Raw genomic sequence first — 18,812 nt, forward strand, 5'->3', positions numbered from 1 at the left:
TCGAAGTCGCGAGATCGGCGGAAGTTACGATCCACTCCGATGTTTCTGCTTGCATCCCGGCACGGAATGCGTTATCAGCAAGTGTTTTACGCATCTTCCCTTCTGGCTTACTGGTCGTTATGGCTCGACATCTCCGCATTTTCGAAGTCGAAAAAGTTCCTCCGTGCTTTTACGTCACCCCGGCCGGTCAGGGGGCGAGTTTTCGGTATGCCGACCTGCAGATGGAGACGAACACGGTTCGTGCCATGGTCGCCGATGCGGATGCGCCGCTGCTGATTATCGATCTGCACAAAATGGACTATTTCGGCTCGGAGTTCATTGGCTCGCTGATCCTGCTCGGACGCGAAAAGAAGCTTCGTGGCGGGAAGGTCGCCATCTGTGCCGCCAGCCCCTATATGCTTGAAGTGCTGCGAAACATGAGCCTGTTCAAGCTCTGGCCCTACTACGACACCCGCGAAGAAGCCGTCGAAGCTCTTTCCGCGTAAGACGGGATGACACAGAGATTTATCTCTGCGTTTCGAAGCAACGGGCGGCCTGTCCTGCTCGTAATCTCCCGAAATCACGGGATGGCCCACGTGCACGTCTGGGTGACGACGTCACAGGAAGAAGCTGTGCACCGCAGGCTTGTCGTTCCGAATGAGACCGTCTGTCAGCCGCCTCTTGTGGCTTCGCCACTCAGACGCACGCGTCTGAGCCAACCGGTGTTGTTCGGAATGCTTGAATCTGAGGGTTCCACTTACTTCCGGCTGGCGGATTTCATCAGCACCCAGCCGAAGACGCCGACGCCGACCAGGACCATGCCGTATTCGGGAGGCGTGATGTTCGACCACCATCTCAGGGCGAACGTGTAGTAGAAATCGGCGTAGAAGCAGATGTTCGTCCAGAGTGTGTTGAGCATCGCCAGGGCCTGAAGAGAAAAGATTCGTACGGTCGACTCGCGCAAGCGCGGGCCAGTGTGTCTCCTGAAAGCATAGGTCGCAATTGAGCAGGCAGCGCCGCTCGACGGCCAGCTCGAGACCTCGTCTGGCTTTCGCAGCGGTTGTGCAGATTGTATCGTTTGGGAGTCGCCTTCTGCTGACTCTCATCTGGGATTCCCGCTATGCGCTCTCTGCGATTGCTGTTCGGACTCGCTCTGCTGGTCTCACTCTGTTCCTGTTCCGGCGAAGTTCCGCAGCCCGCCCGAGAAGCCGGATCCAGCGAATCGGCTGCCGACCATAACGAGTTCACGCTCATCCCGGTTACGCTGGCCCTCAACTGGCTGCCGGAAGCCGAGCATGGCGGCTTCTACGCCGCTCTTTCGAAGTGCTATTACAGCGACGCCGGTCTCGACGTCGAGATCCTCCCCGGCGGCCCCGACAGTCCGGTCATTCAGCGGGTGGCGACAGGACGCGTGACCTTCGGCATCTCCAACGCCGACCGGATTGTGCTCGGACGGGCTCAACAGGCTCCCGTGGTCGGCCTGATGGCTCCGCTGCAGCACTCGCCTCGCTGTATTGTCGTGCATGAAGCCTCCGGCATCGAGTCGTTCGATCAGCTGAAGAACGTGACTCTGGCAATGAGCGATGCCCCCGCGTTCTCACATTATTTACGCAAGAAACTTCCGCTCGAAGACGTGAAGATTGTTCGCAGCACCGGGTCTCTCGGGCAGTTTCTGGAAGATCCCCGGTTTGCTCAACAGGGTTATGTTTTCAGTGAACCCATCGTTGCCGCCGAGCAGGGGGTGAAGACCCGGGCTCTGATGGTCTCGGAACTGGGTTTCGATCCGTATTCGAGTGTGCTGATGACCTCAGAATCTTTGATCGAAGAAGATCCGGAACTCGTTCGCAAGTTTGTCGAAGCCTCGATCGCCGGCTGGAAAGACTATCTTGCCGATCCCCAGCCGATTCACGAGCAGATTCAGCAGGCCAATCCCGAGATGCCGGTCGCAGTCATGAATGCGGGGTTTGAATCGTTGAAGCCGTTATGTCTGAACGGCAGCGGGGAGTTCACCGGCACGATGACCGCCGAACGCTGGCAGACACTCGTGAGGCAACTCGAGGAACTGGAACTGGTCGAGAGCGGGCAGGGGAAGCCGGACGACTGCTACACCCTGGAATTTCTGAAGGCAGCCAACTGAGCCGTGAACACCGAACCTGAGCAGACCGAAATTGATCCGGACGAAGTGCTGAACCGTCGGGAACGCATCCCGATGGACATCGATCACGACCCCTTTCTTGGGGGCCGGACCCTTTCGCCGTGGCAGCAGAAACTCAACGAGATCATCTTTGGCGTCGATACACCGGCGGGGCGATATTTCGATGTCGCGCTGCTCGTGGCAATTCTGATTTCCGTGATGACCGTCGTGCTGGAAAGCGTTTCCGGTCTGCAGGCGAGATTCGGTCTGTATTTTCTGGCGTTGGAGTGGTTCTTCACCATTCTGTTTACAATTGAATATCTGCTGCGTCTCAGCTGTGTCGAACGGCCGGTTCGTTATGCCAGGAGTTTCTTCGGCATCGTCGATCTGATGTCGATCATTCCGACTTACGCGGCCATCTTCATAGCCGGAAGCCAGTCGTTTCTGGTCATTCGCGCGCTGCGATTACTGCGCGTCTTCCGCGTGCTCAAGATTGCGCATTGTCTGAAGGAATCGCAATATTTGTGGATCGCCTTCCGGGCCACGCAGAGCAAGATTCTCGTCTTTCTGCTCGTCGTCCTGACGTTGATTCTGATCATGGGCTCGGCCATGTATCTGATCGAAGGCCCGAAGAACGGCTTCACCAGTATTCCGAAGAGCGTCTATTGGGCGATTGTGACGATGACCACTGTCGGTTACGGCGATATCGCCCCGCAAACCGTTGTCGGGCAGACACTCGCGGCTGTCGCGATGATCCTGGGCTATGGCATCATCATCGTGCCGACCGGCGTCTTCTCGGTCGAAGTCATCCATGCTTCAAAGACCGAGCGGCATCTTGATGTGCCGTGCACGCACTGCGATCTGCATCAGCACGAGACCGACGCGTTGTATTGCAAACACTGCGGGACCGTGCTTCCTCGGGCGGCTCGATTGTTCGAGCTCAACCGCCAATCGCGATTGGAGTCGGAGTGAACCCGATGAAGATGAACGGGAGTGTGATGCAGCCGAGAATGACGCGGAACCAACCCAGCGGAACATAGTCATCTGCTGTCGGCGGATGGTAAGGCCCCATCATGATGATCAGCATCAGCATCAGGATGAACGACAGATTGCCCGACAGGAACATGTAGGCCAGGGCTCCAAAGATGAGCGCTCCGGCGACCGCGTGAGCCCGCTTCCGCAGCAGGGCGTACAGAATATGGCCACCGTCGAGCTGGCCAATCGGAATCAGGTTCAGAGCGGTGATGAAGATCCCGACCCAGCCGGCGTCGAGAACGGCACTCTCCAGAACCATGCCCGGCGGCCAGCCGCCGCGAACGGCATCGACAATCCACTTGAGTAGAGGAGGGGCGATGAACTGAAAATCGTCCGCCGGTACATCAGCGATTGGAACCGGCTCGGCTGTTATCGCACCGTAGATGCAGACCGGGATCGCGATTACGAGTCCGGCGAGCGGACCAGCAATGGCAATGTCGAAGAGCTTCTTGCGATCTTCGCCGCCACCCGGTTTCACGATGACGGCTCCGAACGTTCCGAGCGGAGAGATGGGCATCGGTAAAAAGAAGGGCGGAGAAGCCGGGACACGGTAGAAGATCGAAACCAGATAGTGTCCCATTTCGTGAGCCAGCAGAATCGCCATCACGGGAACCATGTAGCCGAATCCGTCGTCGTAGCGCCGTTCCCCCACCCACCAGGTCGACAGACAGGTGGCGATGAACAGTCCCAGCGACCAGAGATACGCGGTGTGGACCGGCCGACGGCGGCGAACCCGTCGAGGTTCGACATCCTTGACGGGGACGGTCTGTCCGTCAGGAAAGATCAGAATCTCCTGAACGGTACGGCGGTCGCGGGAGTCATTCATGAATACGGAACGGGCTCAACGGAGCGGTTCGAGGATAGCAGGCTGATTGCGGCAAATCGTTCGGAACAAAAAGGCAGCATTTGGGGCGAAAGATCACTTAGAGACCGACTCCGGGAGAGCGATCCGCTTCTAGAGCATTATCGCGGCCAGGGGCGTTGTTACAATTGCTTCTGTAGACCAAAATCGAGAATGACTTTCATTTCACGACTGGATTCGTCGCGGCGAACCGGGAGACGGATGGACAATCACAATGGCCGACAAGGAGCGGAACAAAGATCTGAGACCGAGCAGACGCGATCTGCTTTCCGGACGGGCGATTCGACATTCGATGGAACGCCACGGGCAGGAACTTGCCGATGCGCTGGCCCGCGATGAGAAAGCAGCCGCGTTTTCCTCGGCTGATACCGTTCGCCTGACCACTCGGGCGATGGCCTGCGAGTTCTCGATAATTCTGAATCCTTCGGAGGATCGACGGCAGACTATCACGGCGTCGGATGCGCTCGACTTCGTTCATCCGGTTGAAGATCAACTGACAGTCTACCGGGATCAGAGCGACCTGATGCGGCTCAACCGTGACGCGATCAATGGGCCGTGTTCGGTCGACGAGGAACTGTTCGAACTGCTGGAACTCTCGCTGAAACTGGCCGAAGAAACACAGGGTGCGTTTACGCCCGCCGCTCGGGCCTTGAATCTTCTTTGGCGGGAATGCCGGGCGCGAGGAGACGTTCCGAAGGAATCGGATGTCGCGGATGCAGTCCACTGCAGTGACTGCCGCAAGGTTGTGCTGGACCGGACCCTGCAGACGGTGCACCTAACCGATCCGAGAATGGGGCTCGATCTGAGTGGGATTGGCAAAGGCCACGCGCTCGACAGGATCGCGGCGTTTCTCGAGCAGGAGGAGTTGTCGAACTGTCTGATCCATGGCGGTCACAGCAGCATTATCGCCCGGGGTTCGCATCGGAAAGCGGGAGGCTGGCCGGTCGGAATCCGACATCCTCAGTTTCCGCAGAAGCGGCTCGCGACGCTGATGCTGGAAGATCGGGCCTTCTCGGCCAGTGGCAGTGGGGTGCAGTTCTTCCGTCATCAGGGCAAACGCTACGGGCACATTTTTGATCCGCGGACCGGCTGGCCAGTCGATCATATTCTCAGTGCAGTCGTCACCGCTCCGTCGGCCGCGGTTGCCGATGCTCTGTCGACCGCGTTTTATGTCCTGCCGCTGGAGGAATCGCTGGCGTATTGCGAACGGCACCCCGAGATCACCGCGCTGATCTTCCCTCAACCCCGTTCCGGGCAGCGACTGGAACCGGTTTCGATTCATCTCGATGAAGACCGGCTTCTGTGGCATTGAAGGCCGGTCCGGTTATGCGGACTGTAACGGTTACCGTTTTCCCGACCGGGGCAGGAAGGCCATTCTTCCGATATTTGGACCGCAAGTCCGCCCGGCATCGTTTCTCGACCTAGCTTTGAGTGGGTCGAAGCGAAATCACTCCGGGCAGGTCTGGTACCTGCGTCATTCTGAGATAAAGCGGAAGAGGTGGAACATGGCAACTGTCTTTGGTTCACAGGAACAGATTCTGGATCGACGCAGCAGCGATCGCGACAACGAATATAACGGGCCGGATCGTCGCCAGTTCGGCGATTCCCGGGAGCACGCCCGGCCGGAAGTGGCCGAGCTCGCCAACGCCGTTGATCAGTACAAACTCCGACATCGTCGGCGGTTCGTCACCTACGACGAACTCTACGCTGTCATCCGGGAACTCGGTTACGTCCGCCCCGAATAACGAACACCTTATGAGCTGACTCCTTCGTATGAGCACGATACGGTTCCTCAACCGTGTCGTGCTTTTTCATGCGCGGTCGGAATCGCCCCGTTTATTCAGGCAGAACTGGAAAGACCTGGGTGGTGACGAAGACCTTCTGGCCATTGAAGTCTTCAATCAACTCCGGCGCCCAGCGTTCGATTTCCTTCTGCTCGGTTTCCGAAAGTGTTCGGTAGTCCCTGAGAAAGAACGTGTCGGGAAGAGCAGAGTCGAGAATGCCCATCTCCTGCAGAGCCGAAAAGCGGTCCGGCGTTACGAAGTCGGTGTATTTGTACGACGTGCGATACCGCAGAATCTCCTGCCAGTTCACCAGCACATAGCGAATATGATGCTTCTTGAAGATCTCGCGGATCTCCTCGGCGGGCCGATTCTCCCATTCTCCTTCCGGCTGATCGCGGTTGACGACGCCCGTCCATTCGGCGAAGAGGGACCGGTCGAACACGGTGTTGTAGTGATAAGGGAAGGTGGCATCGAACAACTCGGCTTCTCCGACGCTCAGCACGGCTCCGTCTTTCCCCTCCATCAGATCATTCAGAAAGACGACTTCCGGCGAGGTGATGTTGGCGGTCATCTCTCGGACGGCTTTCAAATCGGTGACATAGGCGTTGTAGCCGGAGAGTCCTGTGGTAATGAACGCAAAGTTGTAAAGCAGAGCGGGGGCCAGAAAGACCACGACCCCCAGCCGGGTTCGCTGAAACAGCCACCAGGCTCCGTAGCCGGCCAGGCAAACGGCGACCGGCAGCAGCGGCACCCAGAACCGGTCGATGCGATGCGTCAGCAGCCACCACGAGAACAGCAGCCAGGCGAGATAGAGACCGACCCAGCGAATCGAACGTTCGCGGAAACCGACGAACAGGCCAATCAACCCGAAGCCCGCCACGAGGGGCGACTGCCAGTCGTTGACGGCGAAGACATCGAAGACGCTCGCGAACAGATGCGTGATGCGATGCTGATTCGGGCTGTGGGCGGCTTTCCATTTCTCATTCAGGTCGGCATCCCAGTCGTCGCCGCCGAAGATCGAATAGGCGAGTGGGTAAACCGGGTTGCCGGTTTCCACCAGATTCTTCGCCATCCAGGGACCGAATGTGACCACTGTGCCCAGAACGAACACCCCAGCTCCGAACGCCAGTTCGCGACCGGTGCGTTTGCCGTTGCGGACAGCGACCACGTAAGCGGCCAGCAGGAAGAGCGAAATCGGAACCGTGACCGAAATCAGTCCCGGATACTTGCACGCGATTGCGCTGCCCGCGAGCAGTCCGGTGACGAACAGCCAGCGATTCGGCTTCGGTTTTTTCTTGAGCAGATCGACCGCGATCAGCGTGGCCAGCAGTGTCGCCGCCACATACAGGCAGAGACCGCCCTCGGTGTAAGCGATGATCGAAATTCGATACGTCCAGGGAATCGTAAGAAAGATGATTGCTCCCAGGTAGCCGGCTACTGGAGTGGACCAGCGTCGGAGAATGGTATAGACAATCATCGCCGTGAGCGGGGCGAAGCCCATGAGAATGGTCTTTCCGGCCACGGCTCCCCAGTACCAGTCGCCCATCAGTACCATGCCGGTGAGGGTGAACATCTCGGTGAGAAACGGAAAGCTGGTATAGACATTGTGCGGCAACATCTGGATCTGGCCGGCAAGAAAGTACTCCTTCGGCCCGCCGAAGTGATACTCCTTCACATCGAAATCGGTCGACGGCAGCATTGCCCCCAGAGCGATGGTGATGAGAAACGGCGTCACGACGAGCAGGGTCCACAATCGCGGTGACTTCAATGTCCACTGTCGTTGAGACCACTTGTGCGACTGCAGCAGCACCCACGATTTCATTCGACCGTACCACGCGGAGATTCCACCGTTGGCGCGGGAATGCATTGCGGTCCAGAAGATCAGAATCAGCAGATAGACGAGCTGAAACACCAGGCGATTCAGCAGCCCCGCGAGTCCAAGCCCCAGCGTCACCAGCGAGAGGAGCGACAGACCGGTCGCGATGCTGAGCGTATGCCATTCGGCTCGTCCGGTCGCTTTGATTTTCAACCCGAGCGAGTGGAACAAACCGGTTCCCAAGCAATAGGCGAGCAAGTAAATCGAAACCGCGATCGCGAGAAACGGTATCCGCTGGGGCAGGAATTTCAGCCCGGCCGGCGGCGCGTCGGCATGACGCAACGGAACAAAATCGTCAAGCAGGATCTGAGGCACATACTGCCAGACCATCCAGCGGTTCCATTTCGTTCCATCGGGCAGGGCCTGAGCGTTGGGCAGCACCTGCGAGTAGAACATCAGGAAGAACGCGGCCAGCCAGCCGAATGCCAGCAGCAGCGATTGCCAGGGCTTCAGCGAAAACGACGCCCGTTCCGGCGCAGCGGGCGAGGAACCGGAGGAAGAAGGATCAACCATCGACGAATTATCACCATCTGCGGCGAGCAGAACAGGAACTCAGAAGCACGGACTCGAACGGGATCGATCAAGTCGCGGAAAAGTCCCAGTATAGCAGTCGAGCGGGGACGAGAAATGGAGCGGTCTCTCGGGGACGCGGCAAATGGTGGCAAAACAGCGGCCAGCAACGTCCCGTGAAGCTCTTCAGCAAAAGAGCCAGAAAGAAGCCCGGCCGGGGCTCGAACCCAGACTAACGGAATCAAAATCCAGACGCATCAACAGGTTGCGCACAGGAGAGGTTCAGGGAAGCAGAAGTTCGCTATAATCACCGATTGTATGTAATCGCTGGTTGACCATCAGGAAACACGTAGGGAGCGGAATCTGCTCACACCCTTACTCACACTCACATTCAGGGATAGCCCGACGGGGCGAAAAGCGGACCATCCAACCGCCTTCCCTGTTTCTCTTCTGGATTCGCTCGGGAGGGCGAGGTTGATGAAGATTGAGACACAGGCTGACCTCTGCACGTACCGGGATCGTCTGATTGAGGCTGTGGAATCGACCAGGGCTGTGGCTGTTCTGTGCGGCATGTGGCTGACGCCGTCCACATCTCACGGCAACCGACTGGAACAAGAGGGGGCAGATATCCGGGCCACGCTCGTGGGCTTGAGGAGGGAATTCCAAGCTGCGAACGATCTGCCCGACGAAGTCCCCGAGGAAGTTTTCCGGAGTCTGACCGACCTGCTCAGTGATGGGAAGAATCTGCCGCAACTCGTTAGTGGAAAGCCTTCAGGTAGCTCCGGGCAATTCAATGTGAGCATTGCCAATCGGCTGCGTCTCGTCGCGATGGACTTTCTGCGGGCCACTGCGGCGGAGGCCGGAACATCCTTCGCCGTCGAAGTGCCGGAATTCGACGATCCACACTCGCCGTCAATTGCTGACCGTGTCCAAGTAGGCGTCGACGTAGCTCTTGTCCAGGAACTGCTCCCTGATGTGCTCAGGGCAATGGATTCGCTACTGACAGGCCGGATATGGGAAGTCGACGACGATTCTTTCGTCCCGCCCAGCGAGGCCACATTGGCGAGCCTCTTTGCTGGTCTGCAGGGGAATGTCCGTCTGGAACTGAACACTGCCCGAAGCCTATTCCCAGCCTCACCAGCATCGTCCAGGGAGCCCGTTAATCTCATTGTGGAGACACCGCCGCCCGGCCACGGGGGAGAACTGGACAGTGACAGACCTCTCAATCCCGCCCGATGGTTTACTGACGATTTACTTACTGCGGCAAAAGTAGACAGCACAACATTAAATCGATGGGTACGATCGGCTGAAGTGATCCCTACAGATCAGGGGGACAGGAACCGCAAATTCACCGACGAAGAAGTGCAGCGGATCGCCGACGCGGCAGCAAAACTGAACAGCAGGAAGGCCAAGGCCGCCAGCCGTCAACTCCAGGCTCTCATCTCCAAACCTGCATAGCTGCAAAACACCTGCATTTCCCCTGCACCCCTGCATATGACCTGCAGTGTCTGATTCAGAGATTGGAATTCCTATTTACAGGTTGTTTAATGCGTCGACCGTCATATTGACGGCATTCATACCGACGACCTGAAGGCAGGAGACAATCAAGATGTCAGGCATTGGAGCAGGCGGGGACGGCGAGATTAACTCGGGCTCTGTCTACACCCTCAGTGAGTTTCAGCGGCGAGTCGGGCTCGGTCGGGTGGGCATGCAGACGGCTCGCCGACAGGGGCTGAGAGTCATCCGCCAGCACAATCGTGCATACGTCCGGGGAAGCGACTGGCTGGACTATCTGGAAAGCACCCAAGGCGATCAGAGCAGTAAGTCGTAATTGCGACAATGGCAATCAACTTAAAGCATTCAAATAAGTAAGCCCGCGCCGGGCGACCATCCGGGCGGGCTCGATAAGACATCACTTTCACTCAGCAAATGAAAGGTAACAGGATGATACCCTTCGAGGTTACAGCGGACAAGAGGATACTCCGCGACAGCAGGGACGACGCCTTTTTTCAACTGGCAGAACCCCGGCTGATCATGCAGGATGACTCGACGCTGTGCTGCCCCTGCTGTGGGCATGACTCCCTGCACATCACAAGCGTCACCGTCTGCCAAGGCCATGAAACGGCCATCAGCTTGAACGACCGCACGTTCATCTATCCCAGCCAGAGACACCGGCACGAACGGGGCTCCGTAGTGTTGACCCGCTACTACTGCGAGGCTGGTTGCGAATTCATCTACGCCGAAGCCTTCCGCAAAGGGGTCGTCACACGCGACCTGTACCAACGCAGCACTGTCGGCATCACTACGCATGAACTATGGAGAGACTGACAGTGATTTCAGCAGCAATGGACTACAAGACAGCTCGGGCGGAAGTGCTGGCGAGAGCGGACGTCGTCAGCGAGATGAAGGCATGGGGCGTTCGCTTTGCATCGGAGCGCGAAAGCAGCGGATGGGTTCCAGCTCACGGACTCGACCGGGAGGACCAGAATCCCAGCGCCGCAGTGAATCTCTCTGATGATCGGTTTGAGCGAGGCACATTCAAGGATCATGCCACACAGGAGCGATTGAGTTTCTTCGACGTGGCTGTTCGGCTCGGGCAGTTCCCAGACTTCCATTCCGCATTGCGGCACTTCGCGGAAAAGACCGGCGTGGATTTGCCAGGGCGTTCACAAGCAAAGTCTCGAGACTGGGGAAAGCCGATTGCAGAGTATCCCTACGCTGATGAATCCGGCAACGTGCTGTTCAAGGTGGTCCGGATGCAGAAGGCCGACGGAACGAAGGACTGTATTCCCCATGCGAAAGTCGGCGAACTCTGGAAAATGGGGCTGAAGAAATACGGGATTCGCCGCATTCCGTACCGGGCCGATGAACTCGCCAAACTGGGACCAGGAGACGAAGTCTGGATTGCAGAAGGTGAGAAGGACGCTGATACATTGGCCGGGCTCGGGCTGGTTGCTACGTGCAATCTTGGCGGCGCTGGGAAGTGGCGGCGGGAAGATTCGCATCATGTCACCGGCATGCACGTGATCCTTGCAGCGGACAACGACGACGCAGGCGAGGCCCATGTCCAGAAGGCTGCGAAGAATCTGAAGGGGCGGGCGGCATCGATTCGGATTGTTCGATTCCCTGAACTGCCCCGGAAAGGTGATGTAACGGATTTCATTGAAGCCGGGGGAACCGTGGAGCAACTCCGGGAGCGGGCCTTGCAGGCTGAGGAATGGACCGAACCACCACCAGAGCCGAATCATCTCACCGCGACCGATGGGACAATCGAGACGTTCACGGCACAAGAGGCGACCGACTACGCGAACGCTCGACTGTTCATCAAGCTGCATGGTCAGGATCTGCGGTACGTTCACAGTTGGAAACGCTGGCTAATCTGGACGGGAACACATTGGCGGAAAGATGAAACCGGCGAAGTGTATAAACTTGCCTATTCTGTCGCCGACACACTGTTCCGGAAGTCGCACACAATCTTCGACGATGATGAGAGGCGGGCATGTCAGCGACACGCACAACGGGCCGCGAACGCAAATGGAATCGAAGCCTTCCTGAAGCTGGCTCAATCTCTGGTTGCCGTCGCCGTGGAGGATCTGAACTGCGACCCGTGGCTACTGAATTGCCAGAACGGGACTATTGACTTGAGAAACGCCCAGTTGCGGCCACATTCCCGCGACGATCTGCTCACTGTGATCTGCCCGACAGAGTTTGATCCCGAGGCACCATCGTATCACTGGGACCGGTTCCTTGAATCCATCTTCGCGAACTGCGGGGACGTGATTCCATTCATTCAGCGGCTCTCTGGTTCTGCTCTGGTGGGCGTGGTTCGGGATCACATCCTGCCGGTTTACTGGGGCTGTGGAGCGAACGGGAAAACGACGTTCCTCAATGCACTGATGGGCACGCTCGGGAATGATTACTCAATGCAGGCCATCCCCGAGATGCTCATTGACGATGGCAACGATCGACACCCAACCGAGAAGGCGGACCTGTACGGCAAGCGGTTTGTGGCAGCTGTTGAGACCGAGGCCGGGAAACGGCTCAAAGAATCATTCGTGAAGTCCATCACCGGCGGCGACCGTATCCGGGCGAGATTCCTCTATCGAGATTTCTTTGAATTCGATCCGTCTCACCTGATTGTTCTCTGTACGAACCACAAGCCGAAGGTGCAGGGCGATGACTACGGCATCTGGCGACGGCTGCGGCTGGTGCCATTCACCGAGACGTTCCGGGGGAAGGATGCAGACCCGACTCTCTCCGACAAACTGAAAGCCGAAGCGGCGGGAATTCTGGCGTGGATGGTGGTCGGTTGCCTCGACTGGCAGAACCAGGGGTTGAACGAGCCCGAGACCGTTCTGGCAGCGACAGAGGAATACAAAAACGAATCCGACCTCATTGGTGGGTTCATCGAAGCCTGTTGTTACATCAACAGCGGAATGCAGGTTTCATTCTCTGCGCTTTATGAGGCTCTGCGGGAATGGTGCGACGAATCGGGAGAGAATCTTCCATCGCGAACCCGGATCGGTCGCACACTCAATGAACGGTTCGAGCAAGTCCCGAATGTTCGGGGGCGATGGTATCGCGGACTCGGGCTCAAGGACATCAGGAACGAAGATTGAGCAACGGTTGCAATGGTTCAACGCACTTTCCGGAAACTTTCCCATACACACACTCGTGTAACACTTTTCAGAAAACCGTTGAACCGTTGAACCGTTGACGAACACCACCAAAACAGGAAGGAACGGTAGGTTATGGAAGCTTTTAAGCTGCATCCGGTCGCGGAATTGTTCCCAGAGATGACCGAACAACAGTTCGAGATCCTGAAAGCGGACATCCGGGCGAACGGCTGCAAGGAATCTGTTGTGCTCTATCGGGGTGAAGTGATCGATGGCCGGCACCGGCTCAGGGCATGTCGGGAACTGAAGATTGAACCGCAGCTGGCGGACCTTGATGAAGACTTCGACCCATGGGAATTCGCTATCAGTAAGAACCTCTGCAGGCGGCATCTCACCACAAGTCAGCGGGCAGTAATCGCGGCGGAATTGGCGAAGCTGAAGCGGGGTGACAATCAACACGCTCAGCATCGGCAAAATTGCCGGACCACCAGCGAAGCGGCGAAAGCCCTGAACGTCAGCGAGCGAACAGTCCGGGCCGCGAAGCAAGTTGCGGACAAGGGCTCACCAGAACTGCAGCACGCCGTTAAGACTGGCGAGATGTCTGTCCACCGGGCAGCGAGCATAGCCCGCACGACACCACCAGCAGACCAAGCCACAGCGGCGAAGCAAGGCACCGACCAGACCGACCAGGCATTCGATGAAGACGCGGCAACTGATCGCCTTTACGACCGTCTCCGTTCCGAATTGCATCGATGGCCGGTTGACCGTCGGCACGTTGCAGCGGAACACGTCCAGCTGATCCTCGACGAATACCCACCAGCACAGGGGGGGCGATCGTGAGCGAAGCGACGTTATACGTCTGCCCGATCTGCGGAGAACAAGCCGTAGATATCACACCGGGGACAATCGCGAACTTCTGGCGCTGCGGGGCATGCCGACAGGCCATCAGGAAAGATGAACGGGGACGGCTGGTGCAATGGCTCAACCCGTGGAAGGCGGGCACCAAGAAAGCCCGACGGCAATTCACGAAACGATTCACTAAGAAAGAAAGGCGGCGATAATGGCGACCTTAATCAACAGGCTGATCTGCGAATCAGCATTGGTTTACCACTGCATCCGCTCGGGTGTCGCGTACTGGTCACGCATGAGGCGGCTGGCTCGGGATGGCTCGCAGGATCTGATTGGCATGGTCCTGCAGGGCCGGGTTCCTTTGCGGCGGGCACTGGCTGTCTCTCGAGAGTATCGCCCCGAAGAACAGGCCAGCATCGCGGCGGATGCGTCACAGTGGACGGATGAGGGAATCATCGCACCGCAGGCCAGCAACGCGACAGAGACGACACCAGGCCACCAGGCCGAACTGCCCGAGGTGTCCGACGACGGGGCCGCATTACTGGACCTCTACCGAACCCTGCCAATCATCTTCGCCAAGCTGCCAGAGGCCGAACGTCCGCGAATGCTGCCCCATGTCCGGGCGCTCTGTATTGGCAATGGCGTGATGACTCTCGATGGAGACGCTGACGCCCTGCAGGACAGCGAGCAAGAGAACCAGACGGCCAAATACACCACCGACCAGGACGAGGCCACAGCGGGCACGTCAGGCGCTCACACGGACGGCGACAGCGGGGACCGGTAGGGGGGTGTCGAAATCGTGCATACCCAGCCGGACACCACCGCCCAGTAGGCTCAAACATTTTTGGCTGAGAGTGAAAATATTCAGCATGCCATACCAAAGAAAAAAACTGGAATTATGGCCGATATCTGGTGTTCGCCTCGATCTGGAACAGCACCTGAGCAAAGCCACGAATCAGGAGCATGCCAACTCCGGTCGCAACGCTTCCGGCACCACTGGCAGCGTACAACTGGTTGTCCTCAGCGCTCGCCATCGCGAACAGCAGAAGCCCACCGGCGACGTTGAGACATCCCAGCGGCAGAAAGCAGGCCGTGATAATCCTGAGAATCATGAAGTCGGAACTGTTTCGACGTTTCGCCACATCAACCCCCTAAGCAATGTCTTCAGATGGTAGACCTGTTCGCCTGAGCATATCAGGCCAGCGGGGACTATCGCCACCATTCTTCATGGAAGGAACAGAATCATGGGACGAAGTTTTGAGGCCGCATCTCTCTTTACCCTGTCAGCGGAGGGCTACGAAAAGGGGGCCGCACAGATCATTCAGGCGAATAGCCGCATCTCAGCCAGTAACACGAAGATGGCGAACTCAGCCGACCAGGTGAATCAGCGGATGGGCAAGTTCCAGAACATCGCGCAGCAAGCTGCGTTCGGTCTGGAGGACTTCACGCTCGCCTCATCAACCGGAGGAATGGCGGCCGGTTTTCGCGGGGCGGCGAATAACATCAGCATGATTGCGTTAAGCCTTGGCGGGGTGAAGACAGTGCTTCTCACCGTGGGGGCCATGATTGTTGGCTCTGTCCTGAAACCAATCTCGTCGTGGATGCAGAAGACGGAAACGCTCGCCGGACTTCATGAACGGCTGGAACAGATCCTGACTCGCATCGAACAGAAGCGGATTGACCTGCAGCTCTCACGCGAAGCAGAGGACGCAGCAAAGGCATTCAGCAAGCTCGACTCCATCGACGGCATGTTCGACCAAATCAGTGAACGGCAACTCGTCAGTAAGCGAGCAACCGAGGATCTAGACTTGGCGAAACAGTCGTTGCGGGAAGTGCTCTCACTGCGGGACAAGCTTACCCGAGAGGACTTGAGTGAAGGCCAGCGGAAAGGCATCTTCACGCGGGGGCTTGCCTCAATCAATCCGGCATTTCAGGAAGTCGTGAATGCGTTCACCGGCTCGAAAGAAAACCTCTGGGGGAATACCAAAGAAATCAAGGACGCCTTTCAGCAGATCGAAGCGGCACTGCAAAAAGAAATCGCCAGTGCGACAACTCGGGCGAAGTCGTCGGAATCGATCCTGCAGAAGATGGTGGAATTGTCACCGCAGCAGGCCGCCCAGATCGTCCGAAAGTCAGTCGCCGAAATGGAGAAGGCATTCGAGTCTGAGGGGCTCGGGCTGGAACGACAGCTTGACCAGGAACTCGACACGATCGGCGAGAAGTACGACCGACTCCGACAGAAGTTGAATGACCTAAAGGCCAGCGATGCAACGGCAATGACTGACCTTGGATCACTTCAGGCCCGAGAGGAAGATCTTGCCCGTCGCCGGTTCAAGAAGCAGATTGACGAGCGGAACGACAAATTGCGGGACTCTATCGACTCGTTCGCCTCGCCGATCATGGACCCGATTCAGCAGGAGTTTCGCCGCATCGCAGACGAAGCCGGGAAGCTGAGAAGAGATGTTTTGAACTGGGGATTGCCTGCAGATCAGGAAGACAAGCTCCTCGATCGAATCGACCAGATTGAACAAAAGCGACTGGACCGGGCGATTGACGGCAATAACAGCAACAGCCGACTCGGCGCCATCTACGCCGGATCAGATGCGGCTCTCGCCTCGATCCGAATGGCAGGGGACCGTCAGAAGGAACTCGGGCTGCTCTCCAAGATTGAGCGGAACACGCATAAGCGACCGGGGGACATCACGCTTGAGGTAATCGGATGACGAACGACAAAGCCGCATCTCGGGCCGGGAAGCCCTACGAACCATCGCAGGATGAAATCCGGGCCATGTGCCGGGTTATCCAGGCGGAATGGTCTGCAGAGGAACGGAAGCGGCGGTATTGCCGTCACCAACCGAAGCTGACTATCCCCGTGGTGCGGATTTCTGAAGCGTAAACGGCTAGGCCGACAGACTCTTTGACAACTGAAAACACTGCTCACCGGACGGCGATTTGCCGCTTCCCTGATTGAGGGGGGCGTGCATCTCGCTGTAAGCTGGTCAGTCTCAGACTCTCATCAGGAGCGAATTCGTGAAAAACCTCGATCCCCAGGACGCGGCAGTGCTCATCACGAAGCAAAAGCTGGCATCACTGCTGAGCATCTCCCAGAGGCAAGTCAACCGGTTGATGGACGACGGGTGTCCAACCATCCGCATCGGCAACGCTCCACGGTTCGACTATGAGGCAGTCCGGGAATGGCTCATTAAACGAGAAAATGAGGAAGACGCACATGTCGACAGCCGCGACTGGCTGAAGGTGAAGGATATCGCAGAGCAACTCCAGGTAAAGCGAGACAAAGTCCTGTACTGGATTGCCACCGGGAAGTTGCAGGCCGTGAACCTCAACACCGGAGAACCAAGCCGGCGGGCGATGTATCGGGTGAAGCGATCTGCGCTGGATGCGTTCCTGTTGACGAAGCAGGTTCTGGTCCCGCCGAAGCTGCCAAGGCGGAAGAAACGACCAGCGGTGACCCGGCGTTACGAGTAACTTCATTCATATTCTGGGCAATGCAATTCCGCCTCTCCTGCTTTCCGATCATGCATGAAAATGGGCAGGATTTCTATTCACGAACTCATGCTGGCGTTATATTGACAATATGACTGGAGCAACTCCCCAATATCCTGTCGCCCCAATTACCGAGGCCATAATCGATCTGCAGGTCCAGCCTGCGGAGGGGGTGGAAAATTCGCAACTTCGCATGGCGCATCGAGATGGAGATATTGGATATCCCAAGTGCGAGCAACTTCTGCAAGCAGTGGGGCAGATGGTCGTCGGCCCAGGTGTGGGGTCGGCCTCGGTCAAACAAAATGAGCTTGGGTGGAAATTTGTAGGAGCCGATGGCCTGCAAATCCTGCAGTGTCGCAAGGACCATTTCACTCTGAGCCGTCTATCACCGTATGAAGGATGGGAGCCGTTTCAGCGAGAGGCTCGACGACTCTGGAAAATTTACCGCTATGAAACAAATCCCTCGACGGTCACTCGTGTGGCAGTTCGATACATAAACAGGATCGATATCCCTCGTTCTCCAATTGACCTAAAGGATTATTTTCGCACATCACCGGAGATTTCCCCTGATTTACCGCAGGCTTTAGAGGGATACTTCATGCGATTACAACTGCCGTTTCCAGATCTCTCGTCTCATTGTTTCATCACTCAGGCTATTGCACCACCGTCCGCCAAGGACACCGTATCTGTCGTCCTGGACATTGATTTCTTTCAGGCCGTCAACTTTGAAGCAGACGACGACGAAACAGTTTGGGGTGTGTTGAGTTCGCACCACGTGATGAAGAATACGATATTTGAATCTTGCATAACCGACCGCACTCGGGAGTTGTTTTCACGATGCCAGTCTTAGCCACACCAATATGCACCGCAGAAGTGCGGCCGTTTTTCGATGCCGAAGAACAGGATTTCGCCCAGGGAATAGAGGGGGAGTGGATCGACAGGTCTGCGTCTGAAATTGCGCTATGGCAGAATTCTTTTACATTTGCTCTCGCTGGTGACGATGACGGGGAAGAGGAAGCCGAAATTGCTCGCGTGTCGTTCAAACGTGTGGCGAAAGCGCGTATTCACATCCGAGGGATTCGAGCCATGAAGCCGCGTAAAATTGACTTCGATGAGGGCGGGGAATGAGCAGCCAATGGTGGGAGGAAGTTTCTGGGGAAGATCTCTGTCAAGGAGATTTGCTGCCGAAATGTCTGGTCCCCATCTACGGCGCAGGCGACCTCTCAATCGGTGAAAACGGCACCGGCGAGGGAGATGTTGAGTTGATTGAGTCCGACTTAATCGTAGTCACTCAATCGTGCGACTTGGCCAACAAGAAAGTGGAATTCGTTGCCCTCTGTCCTGTGAACTCGATTCAAGAACTAGAAGACGCCGGTACGTTGCAAAGAAGAGGGGCATGGGAAGAGGTACGAAAAGGACGGGTGGCAGGGCGTCATCTTCTATCTTCACCCGTACACCCCGCAAACAACCGTGAGTGCTTAGTTGTCGATTTCGGCCACATCGTAAGCCTCCCTGTGGATCATCTCTCAAGTAAGGCTGCAGGGATGACTGCTCGCTGGAGGCTCAAATCGCCCTTCCTGGAGCACTTCTCGCAATCGCTCGCCCGCTTTTTCATGCGAGTAGGTTTGCCATCTGATATTGAGCCGTTCAAGTAGCCTTCTGG

At 57.1% G+C, this 18,812-nt stretch carries 19 protein-coding genes; 15 read left to right on the forward strand and 4 right to left on the reverse strand.

Going from position 1 to position 18,812, the window contains the following annotated elements:
- The first annotated feature begins 119 nt into the window (after positions 1-119).
- A complete protein-coding gene (locus L1A08_RS14895; protein ID WP_238757237.1) occupies positions 120-485 on the forward strand; it encodes an STAS domain-containing protein in 366 nt (121 codons plus the stop codon).
- 251 nt (positions 486-736) lie between these two features.
- On the opposite strand, the gene L1A08_RS14900 is transcribed toward L1A08_RS14895, so the two are convergent.
- Positions 737-898, reverse strand: coding sequence for a hypothetical protein (locus L1A08_RS14900; RefSeq protein ID WP_238757238.1), 162 nt, complete (start codon positions 896-898; stop codon positions 737-739).
- Between the two features lie 201 nt (positions 899-1,099).
- Here L1A08_RS14900 and L1A08_RS14905 point away from each other — a divergent pair, with 201 nt between their 5' ends.
- Positions 1,100-2,116 (forward strand): ABC transporter substrate-binding protein, encoded by a 1,017-nt coding sequence (locus L1A08_RS14905; RefSeq protein WP_238757239.1) that lies wholly within the window; start codon positions 1,100-1,102, stop codon positions 2,114-2,116.
- Positions 2,117-2,119: 3 nt separating this feature from the next.
- The gene (locus tag L1A08_RS14910) at positions 2,120-3,085 is read left to right on the forward strand and encodes an ion transporter (RefSeq protein WP_238757240.1); all 966 of its coding nucleotides are present in this window, start codon (positions 2,120-2,122) and stop codon (positions 3,083-3,085) included.
- Here L1A08_RS14910 and L1A08_RS14915 read toward each other — a convergent pair.
- On the reverse strand, positions 3,054-3,974 hold the full coding sequence (locus L1A08_RS14915; protein WP_238757241.1) for a site-2 protease family protein: 921 nt from the start codon (positions 3,972-3,974) through the stop codon (positions 3,054-3,056). The two genes, L1A08_RS14910 and L1A08_RS14915, sit on opposite strands and share 32 nt — an antisense overlap.
- Before the next feature lie 250 nt (positions 3,975-4,224).
- Between L1A08_RS14915 and L1A08_RS14920 the strand changes: the two genes are divergently transcribed.
- Both L1A08_RS14920 and L1A08_RS14925 read left to right on the forward strand, forming a co-directional pair.
- A complete protein-coding gene (locus tag L1A08_RS14920; RefSeq protein ID WP_238757242.1) occupies positions 4,225-5,322 on the forward strand; it encodes an FAD:protein FMN transferase in 1,098 nt (365 codons plus the stop codon).
- 193 nt (positions 5,323-5,515) lie between these two features.
- On the forward strand, positions 5,516-5,755 hold the full coding sequence (locus tag L1A08_RS14925; RefSeq protein ID WP_238757243.1) for a hypothetical protein: 240 nt from the start codon (positions 5,516-5,518) through the stop codon (positions 5,753-5,755).
- Between the two features lie 91 nt (positions 5,756-5,846).
- Here the strand turns inward: L1A08_RS14925 and L1A08_RS14930 are convergent, their stop codons facing one another.
- The gene (locus tag L1A08_RS14930; protein ID WP_238757244.1) at positions 5,847-8,183 is read right to left on the reverse strand and encodes a glycosyltransferase family 39 protein; all 2,337 of its coding nucleotides are present in this window, start codon (positions 8,181-8,183) and stop codon (positions 5,847-5,849) included.
- A 474-nt stretch (positions 8,184-8,657) separates the two neighbouring features.
- Between L1A08_RS14930 and L1A08_RS14935 the strand changes: the two genes are divergently transcribed.
- The 5 genes from L1A08_RS14935 (at position 8,658) to L1A08_RS14955 (ending at position 14,429) form a co-directional block, all read left to right on the forward strand.
- Positions 8,658-9,638, forward strand: a complete 981-nt coding sequence (locus tag L1A08_RS14935) for a hypothetical protein (protein WP_238757245.1) — start codon at positions 8,658-8,660, stop codon at positions 9,636-9,638.
- 151 nt (positions 9,639-9,789) lie between these two features.
- The gene (locus L1A08_RS14940) at positions 9,790-10,011 is read left to right on the forward strand and encodes a hypothetical protein (RefSeq protein ID WP_238757246.1); all 222 of its coding nucleotides are present in this window, start codon (positions 9,790-9,792) and stop codon (positions 10,009-10,011) included.
- A gap of 499 nt (positions 10,012-10,510) precedes the next feature.
- Complete coding sequence (locus L1A08_RS14945) at positions 10,511-12,799, forward strand: phage/plasmid primase, P4 family (protein WP_238757247.1); 2,289 nt, start codon at positions 10,511-10,513, stop codon at positions 12,797-12,799.
- Between the two features lie 132 nt (positions 12,800-12,931).
- A complete protein-coding gene (locus L1A08_RS14950) occupies positions 12,932-13,636 on the forward strand; it encodes a ParB/RepB/Spo0J family partition protein (RefSeq protein WP_238757248.1) in 705 nt (234 codons plus the stop codon).
- A gap of 220 nt (positions 13,637-13,856) precedes the next feature.
- Positions 13,857-14,429 (forward strand): hypothetical protein, encoded by a 573-nt coding sequence (locus L1A08_RS14955; protein ID WP_238757249.1) that lies wholly within the window; start codon positions 13,857-13,859, stop codon positions 14,427-14,429.
- 112 nt (positions 14,430-14,541) lie between these two features.
- Here the strand turns inward: L1A08_RS14955 and L1A08_RS14960 are convergent, their stop codons facing one another.
- On the reverse strand, positions 14,542-14,787 hold the full coding sequence (locus tag L1A08_RS14960; RefSeq protein ID WP_238757250.1) for a hypothetical protein: 246 nt from the start codon (positions 14,785-14,787) through the stop codon (positions 14,542-14,544).
- Between the two features lie 102 nt (positions 14,788-14,889).
- On the opposite strand from L1A08_RS14960, the gene L1A08_RS14965 reads away from it, so the two are divergent.
- The 5 genes from L1A08_RS14965 (at position 14,890) to L1A08_RS14985 (ending at position 18,804) form a co-directional block, all read left to right on the forward strand.
- Positions 14,890-16,368: a hypothetical protein gene (locus L1A08_RS14965; RefSeq protein ID WP_238757251.1), complete on the forward strand. Its 1,479-nt coding sequence runs from the start codon at positions 14,890-14,892 to the stop codon at positions 16,366-16,368.
- A gap of 307 nt (positions 16,369-16,675) precedes the next feature.
- On the forward strand, positions 16,676-17,131 hold the full coding sequence (locus tag L1A08_RS14970) for a helix-turn-helix domain-containing protein (protein ID WP_238757252.1): 456 nt from the start codon (positions 16,676-16,678) through the stop codon (positions 17,129-17,131).
- Between the two features lie 109 nt (positions 17,132-17,240).
- Positions 17,241-17,999 carry a TIGR04255 family protein gene (locus L1A08_RS14975; protein ID WP_238757253.1) on the forward strand — a complete coding sequence of 253 codons (759 nt, stop codon included), beginning with the start codon at positions 17,241-17,243 and terminating at the stop codon, positions 17,997-17,999.
- Positions 17,987-18,277, forward strand: a complete 291-nt coding sequence (locus tag L1A08_RS14980) for a hypothetical protein (RefSeq protein WP_238757254.1) — start codon at positions 17,987-17,989, stop codon at positions 18,275-18,277. The genes L1A08_RS14975 and L1A08_RS14980 overlap by 13 nt, the downstream gene beginning before the upstream one ends.
- The gene (locus L1A08_RS14985; protein WP_238757255.1) at positions 18,274-18,804 is read left to right on the forward strand and encodes a hypothetical protein; all 531 of its coding nucleotides are present in this window, start codon (positions 18,274-18,276) and stop codon (positions 18,802-18,804) included. Before L1A08_RS14980 ends, L1A08_RS14985 begins: the two co-directional genes overlap by 4 nt.
- The last annotated feature ends 8 nt before the right edge of the window (positions 18,805-18,812 follow it).

It is taken from the genome of Rubinisphaera margarita (assembly GCF_022267515.1).
GTDB classification, from domain to species: domain Bacteria; phylum Planctomycetota; class Planctomycetia; order Planctomycetales; family Planctomycetaceae; genus Rubinisphaera; species Rubinisphaera margarita.

What these genes read in the sequence shown, in the direction of transcription:
- L1A08_RS14895 (WP_238757237.1), top strand. Translation starts at nt 120, where the DNA reads ATGGCTCGACATCTCCGCATTTTCGAAGTCGAAAAAGTTCCTCCGTGC.
- L1A08_RS14900 (WP_238757238.1), bottom strand. Translation starts at nt 898, where the DNA reads ATGCTCAACACACTCTGGACGAACATCTGCTTCTACGCCGATTTCTAC.
- L1A08_RS14905 (WP_238757239.1), top strand. Translation starts at nt 1,100, where the DNA reads ATGCGCTCTCTGCGATTGCTGTTCGGACTCGCTCTGCTGGTCTCACTC.
- L1A08_RS14915 (WP_238757241.1), bottom strand. Translation starts at nt 3,974, where the DNA reads ATGAATGACTCCCGCGACCGCCGTACCGTTCAGGAGATTCTGATCTTT.
- L1A08_RS14920 (WP_238757242.1), top strand. Translation starts at nt 4,225, where the DNA reads ATGGCCGACAAGGAGCGGAACAAAGATCTGAGACCGAGCAGACGCGAT.
- L1A08_RS14925 (WP_238757243.1), top strand. Translation starts at nt 5,516, where the DNA reads ATGGCAACTGTCTTTGGTTCACAGGAACAGATTCTGGATCGACGCAGC.
- L1A08_RS14930 (WP_238757244.1), bottom strand. Translation starts at nt 8,183, where the DNA reads ATGGTTGATCCTTCTTCCTCCGGTTCCTCGCCCGCTGCGCCGGAACGG.
- L1A08_RS14935 (WP_238757245.1), top strand. Translation starts at nt 8,658, where the DNA reads ATGAAGATTGAGACACAGGCTGACCTCTGCACGTACCGGGATCGTCTG.
- L1A08_RS14940 (WP_238757246.1), top strand. Translation starts at nt 9,790, where the DNA reads ATGTCAGGCATTGGAGCAGGCGGGGACGGCGAGATTAACTCGGGCTCT.
- L1A08_RS14950 (WP_238757248.1), top strand. Translation starts at nt 12,932, where the DNA reads ATGGAAGCTTTTAAGCTGCATCCGGTCGCGGAATTGTTCCCAGAGATG.
- L1A08_RS14955 (WP_238757249.1), top strand. Translation starts at nt 13,857, where the DNA reads ATGGCGACCTTAATCAACAGGCTGATCTGCGAATCAGCATTGGTTTAC.
- L1A08_RS14965 (WP_238757251.1), top strand. Translation starts at nt 14,890, where the DNA reads ATGGGACGAAGTTTTGAGGCCGCATCTCTCTTTACCCTGTCAGCGGAG.
- L1A08_RS14975 (WP_238757253.1), top strand. Translation starts at nt 17,241, where the DNA reads ATGACTGGAGCAACTCCCCAATATCCTGTCGCCCCAATTACCGAGGCC.
- L1A08_RS14980 (WP_238757254.1), top strand. Translation starts at nt 17,987, where the DNA reads ATGCCAGTCTTAGCCACACCAATATGCACCGCAGAAGTGCGGCCGTTT.
- L1A08_RS14985 (WP_238757255.1), top strand. Translation starts at nt 18,274, where the DNA reads ATGAGCAGCCAATGGTGGGAGGAAGTTTCTGGGGAAGATCTCTGTCAA.